Genomic DNA, 12,171 nt, shown 5'->3' on the forward strand with positions numbered 1-12,171 from the left:
AGAGCATTTCTGGTCTTTGACTCGATGGTATTCGCGGAACCGTTTTGGCTTATTTACAGGTCATCACCGGGGGCGCGGTGCTATGCTAATTTCCTGACGCCGCGCGTAAGACCTTCTATTTTTAAAGATGGCACCGGGTTCATCTGGCAGGATAAACATGCGACAATGGGTGGCTTTATCGGCTTAATTCATTTTCTAAATCAGGATATTAACTGCCCATGAAGGGTAAATATAAAGCCGCGATCGCGCTATTACTGCTGTTGATACTGCTGCCGCTGACGCTGCTGATGACGCTCGCGCAGTGGGTTCCCCGACTGGCCGGGATCTGGCTCCCCGTCGGGACGCGCATCGCCTTTGAAGAAAGCCCGCGCCTGACGCGCCATTCTCTCGTTATTCCCGATCTTCGCTATCTGGTGGAAGATTGCGAAATCGCGAGGCTGAAAAACGCCACGCTGACGCACCCGAGCCGCTGGGCGCTGGATATCGCCTCGCTCGATCTCAATACCGCCTGTCTGAACAAATTACCGGAAAGTGAACCGTCCACCGCCGCGCCCAAAACCCTGGCGCAGTGGCAAGCGCTGCTGCCCAATACCTGGCTGACCGTTCACCGACTGACCTTATCCCCCTGGCAGCAGTGGCAGGGCGAGCTCAAGGTATCGCTCACGCCTGAGCGTCAGCAGGTGAGCTATAACGGCGAGCAGGTCAACTTTGAGGGAGAGCTGCGCGGGCAGGCGCTGACGGTTAGTAAGCTTCAGGTTCAGTTACCTGACCAACCGCAGCCCGTCACCCTGGTGGGTGAGTTTACGATGCCGCTGGTGCCGGACGGCGTGCCGGTGAAAGGCCACGCGGAGGCCACCTTTAACGCGCCGCAGCTCGATTCGCTGGTGGATGCCGATCTCGACTGGCAGGAGAATCAGGGGCAACTGCTGGTGATCGCCCGTAATAATCCCGATCCGCTGCTTGACCTGCCGTGGCAGCTCACCCGCGAACGGTTCACCATCAGCGACGGGCGCTGGAACTGGCAGCTCTCCGGAATGCCGCTCAGCGGACGCGTCGGCCTGAAGGTCGACAACTGGCAGCAGGGGCTGGAGAAAGCCACCCTGACCGGACGCCTGAACGTGCTGACGCAGGGCGATGCGGGCAAAGGCAACGCGGTGCTCAATATCGGCCCAGGCACCCTGAGCATGGATAACAGCAACATGCCGCTGTACCTGAACGGCGAGGCGAAGCAAAACGATCTGATCCTCTACGCGAAGCTTCCGGCGAAACTGACCGGGAGCCTGAGCGACCCCCAACTGACCTTTGAGCCGGGCGCGCTGCTGCGCTCGCGCGGGCGCATTATCGATTCGCTTGATATCGACGAGATCCGCTGGCCGCTGGCGGGGGTCAAGCTCACGCAAAAGGGCGTCGACGGCCGCCTTCAGGCCATTTTGCGGGCCCACGAAAATGAGATGGGCGATTTTGACCTGCATCTGGACGGACAGGCCACCGACTTCTTGCCGGATAACGGCCTGTGGGCGTGGCGCTACTGGGGTAAAGGCAACTTCACGCCGATGAACGCGCGCTGGGACGTTGCCGGGAAGGGCGAGTGGCGCGATCGGGTGATTGAGCTGACCGATCTTTCCACCGGATTCGATAAACTCCAGTACGGCACCATGCTGGTCAGCAAGCCGCGCCTGGTGCTGGATAAACCGGTTCGCTGGTCGCGTGACCCTGCCGATCCGCACTTTAGCGGCGCGCTGGCCCTGAACGCCGGGCAAACCGCGTTTTCCGGCGGCAGCGTGCTTCCCCCGTCGGTGCTGACCTTTAGCGTGGAGGGCGTCGACCCGACGCTGTTCCAGTTTAAGGGCGATCTTCATGCCGAGGCCATCGGCCCGGTGCAGGTGAACGGCCGCTGGGACGGGGAGCGCCTGCGCGGTCAGGCCTGGTGGCCGAAGCAATCTCTCAGCGTGTTTCAGCCGCTGGTCCCCGCGGACTGGAAAATGACGCTGCGCGGCGGCGATCTTTACGCGCAGGTGGCGTTTTCTGCCGCAGCCGGACAGGGCTTCGAGGCGGGCGGGCACGGCGTGCTGAAATCCGGCAGCGCCTGGATGCCCGACAACCAAATCAACGGCGTGGATTTTGTGCTGCCGTTCCGCTTTAGCGAAGGCACCTGGTCGCTGGGCACGCGCGGCCCGGTCACCCTGCGGATTGGCGAAGTCGTGAACCTGATTACCGCACGCAATATCACGGCAGATTTACAGGGCGACTATCCCTGGAGCGAAGAGAACCCGCTGCTGCTCACCAACGTCAGCGTGGACGCCCTCGGCGGCAAAATCACCATGCAGCAGCTGCGAATGCCGCAGCACGACCCGGCGCTGCTGCGCGTAAACAACGTGTCCACCAGCGAACTTATCAGCGCGGTGAATCCTAAGCAGTTTACGATGTCCGGCCCGGTGAGCGGCGCGCTGCCGTTCTGGCTCGATAACGAAAAGTGGATCGTTAAGGACGGCTGGCTCACTAACCCCGGCCCGATGACCCTGCGCATTGATAAAGACACGGCGGACGCTATCGTAGAGGATAATATGGTGGCCGGGGCGGCCATTAACTGGCTCCGCTATATGGAAATTTCCCAGTCGTGGACGAGAATCAATTTAGATAATCTGGGGGAGTTAACCATGCGGGCGACCCTCAAGGGTACCAGCCGGGTGGACGGCAAAAGCAGTTCCGTTAATCTTAACTATACCCATCAGGAAAACGTCTTTACCCTGTGGCGCAGCCTGCGTTTTGGGGACAATCTGCAAACCTGGTTAGAGCAACACGCGGCGATACCGACGACCCGCAGTTCGACAAGCAAGGAAAGTGAGGAACAACAATGAAAAAGCTGGCTGGTAGACTCACCGTAGCCGTAGCCGCGTTGCTGACAGGCTGTACGCCGCGCATTGAAGTCGCGGCGCCAAAAGAGCCGATTACCATCAACATGAACGTGAAAATCGAGCATGAGATCCACATCAAAGTGGATAAAGATGTCGAATCTTTGCTGAAATCACGCAGCGATCTGTTCTGAGGACGCCATGAAACGAACTTTAGCTCTCCTGTTACTGGCGCTTGGCATGAACGTGCAGGCCGCGACGCTCACCCTGAACGAGGCGCGAGCCCAGGGGCGCGTGGGGGAAACCCTGAGTGGCTACATTGCGCCGGTGCGGCAGGATGCCGAAACCCTGGCGCTGGTGAAACAAATCAACACGGCCCGAGCGGAAAGCTACCAGCAGCTGGCCGACAGCAATAACCTTCCGGTGGATGACGTCGCCAAAATGGCGGGGCAGAAGCTGGTCGCCCGCGCGCAGCCGGGGGAGTACGTGAAGGGCATAAACGGCAGGTGGCTGAAAAAGTAATTAACGGAAGCGCTTACGGTATTCGCCCGGCGACACGCCAAAGCGCTGCTTAAACGCCGTTGAGAAGTGGCTGTGATCGGCAAACCCCCAGCTGTAGCCAATGCCCGCCAGCTTTTCGTTATCGCCGGTGGCGCGCAGCACCTGAGCGCAGAGGTCAAGACGACGGTTCTTGATGTACTGCGCCACCACCAGCCCTTTATCCGCGAACATGCGATAGAGACTGCGCACCGACATCCCGCTTTCGCTGGCGATCCACTCCGGGCGCAGGGCTTCCGACTGAATATGATCGTCGATTAACGACAGCACGTTCTGGAACTGGCGCTCTTTGCGCGGCTGCACCGCCTCACGCTGCTGAAAGGCCGGGCGCAGCAGGCAGACCATCGCCTCAAGCGCCGCTTCGCTCTCCATATCGCTGAGATCGGTGTTTCCCATACTTTCCTGGAGCAGACGATGGCTCAGCTGCACCGTCGGCAGGCTGCGGGAAAGCGTCACCGCGCAGCTGACCTCCTGAAAACGACACTGCTGTTCAATAATCTGGCGTGGGAGGAGCAGGGAGATCTGGCGGGATTTTTCATGCCAGGTGATGGAGCAGGGACGCGAGGCGTCAATCAGGGTGATATCCCCGGTCTTAAGCAGCGAGCGGCGGTCGTCCTGCTCCAGCTGGGCGCTGCCCTCAAGCTGAAATACGGTGTAGAACCAAGCGTCGTTGCCGTTTTTGATCTCCTGACGGGTGCGAAACAGGTTTACGCCTGCGGCGGTGACGGTGCTTAGCTTGAGGCTTCGGGCATAGCTGGTTTCCAGCTCGCCGATGAACTCGCCCTCTAAAGGACGCGCGTTGAAGTGCCCGCAAACCTGGTTAATTTGCGCCAGCCACTGCTGATATTTTTCCTGCTCGCTTGCACACGTCATTGTTATTCTCGCTGCACTTTCAACGTTTTCACATTGTTGCATTTGTGTTGCAAATTGTCAGAGTTCAGAGGCTGACTATAGGAAAGAACACTCACCGGGAACAGCGTTATAAGCGGGAATTATCATGTTTTGCGGAGCCTGTCACAGGTGGCAAAGCGAATGTCACACAGACAAAAGCGGAACTGGAAAACCCCTCGTAGACTGCAATAAACCCTGCGAATAATAACGAAGGAGTACCCTATGTCTGAATCACAGACCGCCATCCTGCCCGCCGTGCAGCAGTTTCTGGATCGTCAGCATGGCCTGTGGATCGAGGGGCGCCAGACGGCATCCGACAGCGAAAAGCGCCTGAACGTCTTTAACCCGGCGACCGGAGAAGTGATTGCATCCACCGCAGATGCCAGCGTGGACGATGTGGATCGCGCGGTGATGTCCGGCTGGCGCGCCTTTGTCGCCCGCAGCTGGGCGGGAAAACTGCCTGCCGAGCGCGAGCGTATTCTGCTGCGCTTTGCCGATCTGGTTGAGCAGCACAGCGAAGAGCTGGCGCAGCTTGAAACCCTGGAGCAGGGTAAGTCGATTAACATTTCCCGCGCCTTTGAAGTGGGCTGTACCCTGAACTGGATGCGCTACACCGCAGGGCTGACCACCAAAATCGCGGGCAAGACGCTGGATCTCTCCATTCCGCTGCCGCAGGGGGCGCGCTATCAGGCGTGGACCCGCAAAGAGCCGGTGGGTGTGGTGGCCGGGATCGTGCCGTGGAACTTCCCGCTGATGATCGGCATGTGGAAGGTGATGCCCGCGCTGGCAGCGGGGTGTTCTATCGTCATCAAGCCGTCGGAAACCACGCCGCTGACCCTGCTCCGCGTGGCGGAGCTGGCGGGCGAAGCGGGCGTTCCTGAAGGCGTGTTTAACGTCGTTACCGGCAGCGGCGCGGTGTGCGGCGCTGCGCTGACCTCGCATCCGCATATCGCCAAAGTGAGTTTTACCGGCTCCACGGCGACGGGCAAGCAGATTGCGCGCGCGGCGGCAGACACCCTGACGGGGGTAACGCTGGAGCTGGGCGGCAAGAACCCGGCTATCGTGCTGAAAGACGCGGATCCGGCCTGGGTGATTGAAGGGCTGATGATGGGCAGCTTCCTGAATCAGGGGCAGGTATGTGCCGCGAGTTCGCGTATCTACATCGAAGCGCCGCTGTTCGACACCCTGGTCAGCGGCTTCGAGCAGGCGGTGAAGTCCCTGAGCGTCGGGCCGGGCATGTCCGAGCAGGCGTTTATCAATCCGCTGGTCTCCCGCGCCCATTGCGACAAGGTGCAGAGCTTCCTCGACGAAGCCTCCTCGCGCAACGCGGAGCTGATTACCGGCAATCGCGGCCCGGCGGGAAACGGCTATTACGTTTCGCCAACGCTGGTGGTGAACCCGGAGGCTAACCTGCGCCTGACGCGTGAAGAGGTGTTTGGCCCGGTGGTAAACCTGGTGCGGGTGGCGGACGGTGAAGAGGCGCTCCAGCTGGCGAACGACACCGAATACGGCCTGACGGCGAGCGTCTGGACGCAGAACATCAGCAAAGCGCTGGAGTATACCGATCGGCTACAGGCCGGGACGGTGTGGGTGAACAGCCATACGTTGATTGATGCCAACCTGCCGTTCGGCGGCATGAAGCAGTCGGGAACCGGGCGCGATTTCGGCCCGGACTGGCTGGACGGCTGGTGCGAGACCAAGTCGGTGTGCGTGAGGTATTAAACAACGTGCCGGGTGGCGCTGCGCTTACCCGGCCTACGATTATGGGGAAAATATGGGCACGAAACCATTCCCTCTCCTTGTGGGAGAGGGTTAGGGTGAGGGGAACATACGGCTGTCGTGGTCATTCCGTTCACCTTAGGTTCCTTGCTTCTCTGTCCCCACACTACTAGTGAACGTGCCATGGGGGCTCGCCGCCGCCCCCCTGGCAACCCGGGCTCCCGGCAAGAAAATCGCTGCTTCGCAGTACCCTCAGCTTATTCCTTCATGCTATCGGGTCGGGCACCAGCCTCCATCCATGCAGGCTATGCCCTCTCGGCGCGTCCATGCGCCTCGCCCCGGCATTACGGAAACGCTTCGGCGATTTACAGCCGGACCAGGGTGTCGCTGTAACGCAGTTATCTATATGAAATTATTCTCATCGCTTTACGAGAAAAATTAATGGAAAACCCACTCCTTATGGAGGTGGATATTCTACAAAACGCTCAACGCGCCCAACGATCCCGTCCCGCTTCTTTCGCCCGGTACAGCGCCGCGTCGGCGCGGGCGATGATTTCCGTTCCGGCGAGGCCTTTATCCGGCCCGGCGATACCCATGCTGACCGTCACATGCTCGCTGACCTCCGACGCGCCGTGCGGGATCGCCGCCGCGCGCAGCCCGTCCTGAATACGTCCTGCGACCTGCTCCGCCATCGCCTCCGGGCAGTTAAAGAGGATCGCCACGAACTCCTCGCCGCCGTAGCGCGACACCACGTCCTCCGGCGTGCGCACGGACGCTTTCAGCACTTCGGCCACGCGCACCAGACAGTCGTCGCCCGCCTGGTGGCCGTAGGTGTCGTTGTAACGCTTGAAGTAATCCACGTCCAGCATCAGAAGCGTGAAGGTTTTTCCCTGCTCGACCGCGTCCTCCAGCACCAGCTCCATCGCCCGTCGGTTGGCGGTTTTCGTCAAAGGATCCTGGTGTGCCAGCGCGTCCAGACGGGAAATCAGCAGCTGATTCTGCTGATTGCGACGCCAGGCCTCGTCAAACCAGCTCAGCAGAATAAAACGCCCGAAAATTAGGATCAGTGAAAACACCACCCACAGGCCGGCAAAGCGAATATTCACGCCCTCATTCTGCACCATGCTGGCAATGGGCATGGTGATCCACAGCGGCAGGATAAAGGCCAGAAGTCCCGCAGGATGGAAATAGAGCGCGGCCATTCCCGCCATAAGCAGGGTGACAAAAATCGGCCAGGGGTGAGGGAGGTGAATATCGTGAATAAACCAGTAGCAGCACATCGACCAGAGCAGGCTACAGATAAAGAGAACCACGCTCACGCCGCGAATATGGCGCCAGGCCATAATCGCCAGGGCGGCTGACAATATCACAACGCCCAGCATGGACGCGTCGATCAGCAGGCCCAGATGCTTGCCGACGTTCAGCAGAGTGTCGATATCGGCAAACAAAAAATTGCGCAGCAGAACCATGAGCGCAAAGCTCGCGTTGACGAAGGCCAGCCAGGAGAGGTTCGTTTCCAGCCCGTGCAGCACCATCGATCTGCGGGAGGGCCAGGTGGCGAGTTCGGGCGTCGTGTTGTGTCTTTTTTCCATTGATGCGGATATCCCCATCCAAAGGGAGTAAAGAGAAGGGCGGGAGCGCATCCCGCCCGCAGGCAGCGTTACGGTGTCACAATATTGAACCAGAAATCAAATTTATCCATGTAACCAAGCATTGCATCCAGCTTCGCGCCGTCGCCGGTGATCTTCACATCGCCGCTGTCCTGGGCCTGTTTCAGCGTCACCTCTTTAAGGATAATCTTGTTCAGCGTGTCGCGGTTCAGGGTGATGGTGGCGTCAGCGTCCTTCGCATCGGCGTTGGCGGTGTGGTTCAACACGCCGTTTTCCAGCTCCAGCTTATATTTGCCGCCATCGTTGCCAAGGTCGATGTTAAACACCGATTTCGCGTCCCCGGCTTTCTCGCCGTTAATATGCACGGCCAGATAGTCGAAGAACATCTCCGGCGTCATCGCCCGCACGGTATCCGGGCTGGCGGTGTTCGGCGTTGGCCCTTTGACCACGCCGTTACGCAGCTCCTGCGCGCCGGTCAGGTAGAAGTTGCGCCACGGGCCAGATTCAGCCTGATAGCCCAGCTGTTCCAGCGCGTCCGCTTCCAGGTTACGCGCCGCCTGGTTGTTCGGATCGGCAAAGACCACTTTGCTCACCACCTGCGCCACCCAGCGGTAGTTCCCCTGGTCGAAGTCGGTTTTGGCTTTGGTCAGAATGGCGTCGGCGCCGCCCATGTACTCGACGAATTTCTTCGCGGCCTCTTCCGGCGGCAGCTCGTCCAGCGTCGCCGGGTTGCCGTCAAACCAGCCCAGATAGAGCACGTAGGTGGCCTTCACGTCATGGCTCACCGATCCGTAGTAACCGCGGTTCGCCCAGGTGTGGGCCAGCGAATCCGGCAGCTTAAAGTTGGCGGCGATTTCGTCCCGCGTCAGCCCTTCGTTGGCCATGCGCAGGGTCTGGTCGTTAATGTAGCGATAGAGATCGCGCTGGCTTTTCAGCAGCTTGACCACGTTTTCGTTGCCCCAGGTCGGCCAGTGGTGCTGCGCCATAAGAATTTCGGCTTTATCACCCCAGCGCACAATCGCTTCGTTGATGTATTTCGACCACGGCAGCGGCTCGCGGATCTTCGCCCCGCGCAGGGAGTAAGTGTTATGCAGCGTGTGGGTGACGTCTTCCGCCGATTCGATCAGCTTTTTCTCTTCGATATACCAGAGCATCTCTGACGGTGCTTCCGAACCCGGCGCGAGCATAAAGTCATAGGTCAGGCCGTCGATCACCTCTTTTTGACCGTCTTTTTCGATGATGTTGGTCGGCGCGATCAGCGTTACCGTTCCCGCCGAGGTCGTCGTCCCCAGCCCGGCACCGACCTGACCGGTGGCGTCAGGCTTCAGCAGGTTGCCGTACATATAGCTGGCGCGGCGGCTCATCACGTTGCCCGCCATAATATTTTCCGCGACGGCGGCTTCCATAAAGCCCGCCGGGGCATAGACCTTCACCTTGCCGGATTTCACGTCGGCTTCGTCCACCACGCCGCGCACGCCGCCGTAGTGGTCAACGTGGCTGTGGGTGTAAATCACCGCGACAACCGGCTTTTTGCCGCGATTTTTATAATAGAGATCCATCCCGACTTTGGCGGTTTCGGCAGAGACCAGCGGGTCGACGACGGTGATACCTTCTTTACCTTCGATGATGGTCAGATTCGACAGGTCAAGGTTACGGATTTGATACACGCCGTCGGTCACTTCAAACAGGCCGCTGATGTTAATCAGCTGCGACTGACGCCACAGGCTCGGGTTAACGGTATCCGGCGCTTTGTCGCCCTCTTTGATAAAGGCGTACTGCTGGGGGTTCCACACCACGTTGCCCTGTTCGCCTTTGATCACTTCCTGTGGGATCGGGGCGATAAAGCCTTTATGGGCGTCGGTAAAGTCGGTGTTATCGGAGAAGGGAAGCTGGTTGAACAGGGCGTTATTGGCCTGCTGAGTTGCCGCCGTGGCGGCCTTTGGCGCTTCGGCAGCGAGCGCGTGACTCGCAGAAATGAAAAATCCCGCCAGCGCGAGACTCCTGACAATCAAATTGAATTTCATCCTAAAACCTCTCAGTGATGTTGCGCGTGGAGTTGATATCGCGTTCCCGGTGAAAGTGTTTCAAAAGATGCAAAGCGTTGAGAAAGGTATGACTAAATATAATCGCAGTGACACATTCAGCCATGAAATGAATGAAAAAAGGGGCGCAAGGCCCCTTTGTCAGATCCAGCAGAGGTTACTTCTGCTCCTCTTTTTTCTTCCCAAGCGTTGGGGTTTCATCGAAGAAGTTCCACGGCTTCAGCAGGGTGTGAACCCACTCCGTTGGCATAATCGGCCACTCCTCCGCGCGGGCAACGTGGGTTGTCCCGGTTGTCATCCACACCACGTCGTCCTGATTATCAAGTGATTCATTGTCTTTGCTGTACTGCCCAAGCCCGGTGTCGTGGGTTGAGCGGTTCGGGAATTTCCCTTCCGGGTACATTTCGTTTGGATGGTAGCGGGTCACCCACAGCTGTTTATCCATAAAGCTCAAACGGTGATAGATCCACTCGTCCGGGGCAAACTTCGCGCCGGTGGCGACCGGGTGCGTGCCGCCCGCGTAAGGGATAATCTGGTACGACACCGGGTTGCCCATGCGGTTCTCTTTGGTGGTGTTGCTCAGCAGGCGGATGGTGCCCGGGTCAAACTTCTGCGCCGCCTGCTGCTCGGTGTCGATGTTGTACTGATTGATCTGCATGGTGCTGGTACGCGGGCCGCCAGCGGTATTTGGCTTCACCTCCGGATCCATCGCCACCAGACGGTTATTGGTGCCGTCCACGTCCATATCCAGACGGAAGTTATAGATGTGCTGGTGGGTGGTGCCGACGATGTTATGGTCGATCAGCGTGCCGTATCGGGTGTCGTCTTTGGCGGTGGCGTCGTGCATGGTTTTAGACAGTACGCCTTTCACCGCCTCGATCCCGGTCGCGCCCGCGTCGATGCCGATGGTGCCGTTTTCGTGGAACACCCAGTCGAAGATATAGTCGTAGTTGCCCACGGTGCTGACCCAGCGCACCACCAGCTCGCGGCGCTCGGCGCTGACGTTCGGCTGGCCCATCTCCTGATGCTTGTACTCAGGCCCGGCATAGCGCTCGAAAATCGCGATGGCGCGCGGGATCTCCATTGGCGCGCCGGTGTAGTCCGGGATGGTTTCATTGAGCAGTACGGCGTTCGACGGCACGTCCTTGCCGCGAACCAGCGGCGAGGTCAGGGTGCCCATACCGTAGTCGCCGGAGTCCAGATAGGCCTTGAAGTACCAGCCCACGTCCGGGTCGCCGTAGGGGACAATCATCCCGCCCAGCGATCCCTGATACATCACCTGGCGTTTTTTGCCGTTGTCGTTAAAGGTGACGGTGGAGATCATCGGCCCGACGCGGGAATCCAGGCTCAGGTGGAAATCCCAGTTCTGCCAGTAAACCATATCGCCGGTGATGGTGTAGTTTTTGCCTTCCGGCTCGATAATCTCCAGCGGTTTTTTCGGGGTTTCAATGCGATCGCGGCCATCGTACGGGCGCGGCGTCATCGGCACCGGCACCACCGCGCCTTCTTCAATTTTGATGATTTTTTTCTGTTCGAGATCCACCACCGCCACCAGGTTTTCAATTGGGTGCGCCCAGTAGTTGCCATCGCCCACGTCCAGATAGCTCACCACTTTCAGCAGGCGGTCTTCCTGCTTCAGGCCGTCTTTGCCGTCGAAGAAGCCGACGGTAAGCGGGGTGGTGATCACCTTCTTCGTATCGGTGATGCCGCGCTTTTTAAGCACTTCGGCGAATTCGCTGCTGTCATTAACGATCTGCTGTACGGCGGTGAAGTCGTCGAGCAGCACCATGCCGTGCGCGTCTTTAATCGGCGCCCAGCTCACCACTTTTTTATCGGTGAGATCGACCACGCTTTCAATGACGTGTTTACCGTCCAGCATGGTCACGTTGGCCTGGCGCGGCGCGTCCACCGCCGTGCCGTTCAGCACAAAGTCCCAGACTTTGGCTTTTTCTGGTTCGGCCAGCGCAATCTGGGTAAAGCGGGTATTGGGCTTAAAGTCCGCTGAGGTTTTGACAATCTCAACGGCCTGCTTGATTTCGTCAGCCGTCAGGGCGTTCAACGGGTGAGGGCGTTTTTCGACCTGGAAGGTCTGGTCGAGGCCGGACTGGAACACATCGTTGATAAAGGTTTCGGAGATGAACGCCTTTTTGCCCTTCATCACCACCGGGACCTGAAGCGTCAGGGATTTGCCGTTAACGATGGCGGTTTTCGCGCCGGGCTTGACCTTCACAAACGCGCCGTCTTTGGCAATGGTGAACATCTGCGCGTAATCGTCCCACTGCACGTCTGCGCCAAATTCCTGGAGCGTTTTATCCATCGGAACCATGTGCGCTTCCCCGCCGTGGGCGAAAGCAGGGGTTTGCCAGGCGCAGATCAGCGCAACGGCCAGCGCCGTTTTACGGGCAGAAAAAGAAGAGTGGCTTCCCATCGTTGACCTCGTTTTGTTTTGTTGTGATTTTTGTGTTGTGCCAGCGTTATCCTGACAGGGCTGTGGGAAAA

The 12,171-nt window shown here is 58.9% G+C and carries 8 protein-coding genes; 4 read left to right on the forward strand and 4 right to left on the reverse strand.

What is annotated here, in order from left to right:
* Positions 1 to 218 precede the first annotated feature (218 nt).
* The 3 genes from ACSVHP_RS01500 to ACSVHP_RS01510 are packed head-to-tail and all read left to right on the forward strand — an operon-like array spanning position 219 to position 3,374.
* Positions 219 to 2,858 carry a YdbH family protein gene (locus ACSVHP_RS01500; RefSeq protein WP_447550733.1) on the forward strand — a complete coding sequence of 880 codons (2,640 nt, stop codon included), beginning with the start codon at positions 219 to 221 and terminating at the stop codon, positions 2,856 to 2,858.
* Positions 2,855 to 3,046 (forward strand): YnbE family lipoprotein, encoded by a 192-nt coding sequence (locus ACSVHP_RS01505; protein WP_447550734.1) that lies wholly within the window; start codon positions 2,855 to 2,857, stop codon positions 3,044 to 3,046. The genes ACSVHP_RS01500 and ACSVHP_RS01505 overlap by 4 nt, the downstream gene beginning before the upstream one ends.
* Positions 3,047 to 3,053: 7 nt before the next feature.
* Positions 3,054 to 3,374 carry a YdbL family protein gene (locus ACSVHP_RS01510; RefSeq protein WP_447550735.1) on the forward strand — a complete coding sequence of 107 codons (321 nt, stop codon included), beginning with the start codon at positions 3,054 to 3,056 and terminating at the stop codon, positions 3,372 to 3,374.
* Here ACSVHP_RS01510 and feaR read toward each other — a convergent pair whose 3' ends face one another.
* A complete protein-coding gene (feaR, locus tag ACSVHP_RS01515; RefSeq protein WP_234672685.1) occupies positions 3,375 to 4,283 on the reverse strand; it encodes a transcriptional regulator FeaR in 909 nt (302 codons plus the stop codon).
* Between the two features lie 240 nt (positions 4,284 to 4,523).
* On the opposite strand from feaR, the gene ACSVHP_RS01520 reads away from it, so the two are divergent.
* The gene (locus ACSVHP_RS01520) at positions 4,524 to 6,023 is read left to right on the forward strand and encodes an aldehyde dehydrogenase family protein (protein WP_447550736.1); all 1,500 of its coding nucleotides are present in this window, start codon (positions 4,524 to 4,526) and stop codon (positions 6,021 to 6,023) included.
* Positions 6,024 to 6,505: 482 nt separating this feature from the next.
* On the opposite strand, the gene ACSVHP_RS01525 is transcribed toward ACSVHP_RS01520, so the two are convergent.
* The 3 genes from ACSVHP_RS01525 to tynA form a co-directional block, all read right to left on the reverse strand.
* Positions 6,506 to 7,612 (reverse strand): membrane-associated sensor domain-containing protein, encoded by a 1,107-nt coding sequence (locus ACSVHP_RS01525; protein WP_447550737.1) that lies wholly within the window; start codon positions 7,610 to 7,612, stop codon positions 6,506 to 6,508.
* Positions 7,613 to 7,680: 68 nt separating this feature from the next.
* On the reverse strand, positions 7,681 to 9,654 hold the full coding sequence (locus ACSVHP_RS01530) for an alkyl/aryl-sulfatase (RefSeq protein ID WP_447550738.1): 1,974 nt from the start codon (positions 9,652 to 9,654) through the stop codon (positions 7,681 to 7,683).
* A 175-nt stretch (positions 9,655 to 9,829) separates the two neighbouring features.
* On the reverse strand, positions 9,830 to 12,100 hold the full coding sequence (tynA, locus tag ACSVHP_RS01535) for a primary-amine oxidase (protein WP_447550739.1): 2,271 nt from the start codon (positions 12,098 to 12,100) through the stop codon (positions 9,830 to 9,832).
* Positions 12,101 to 12,171 lie beyond the last annotated feature (71 nt).

Source organism: Enterobacter sp. 186315 (assembly GCF_053290175.1).

Excerpts from the sequence above, each read along its gene's own strand:
- ACSVHP_RS01520 (WP_447550736.1), top strand. The coding sequence starts at position 4,524 with ATGTCTGAATCACAGACCGCCATCCTGCCCGCCGTGCAGCAGTTTCTG.
- ACSVHP_RS01510 (WP_447550735.1), top strand. The coding sequence starts at position 3,054 with ATGAAACGAACTTTAGCTCTCCTGTTACTGGCGCTTGGCATGAACGTG.
- ACSVHP_RS01500 (WP_447550733.1), top strand. The coding sequence starts at position 219 with ATGAAGGGTAAATATAAAGCCGCGATCGCGCTATTACTGCTGTTGATA.
- feaR (WP_234672685.1), bottom strand. The coding sequence starts at position 4,283 with ATGACGTGTGCAAGCGAGCAGGAAAAATATCAGCAGTGGCTGGCGCAA.
- tynA (WP_447550739.1), bottom strand. The coding sequence starts at position 12,100 with ATGGGAAGCCACTCTTCTTTTTCTGCCCGTAAAACGGCGCTGGCCGTT.
- ACSVHP_RS01525 (WP_447550737.1), bottom strand. The coding sequence starts at position 7,612 with ATGGAAAAAAGACACAACACGACGCCCGAACTCGCCACCTGGCCCTCC.
- ACSVHP_RS01505 (WP_447550734.1), top strand. The coding sequence starts at position 2,855 with ATGAAAAAGCTGGCTGGTAGACTCACCGTAGCCGTAGCCGCGTTGCTG.
- ACSVHP_RS01530 (WP_447550738.1), bottom strand. The coding sequence starts at position 9,654 with ATGAAATTCAATTTGATTGTCAGGAGTCTCGCGCTGGCGGGATTTTTC.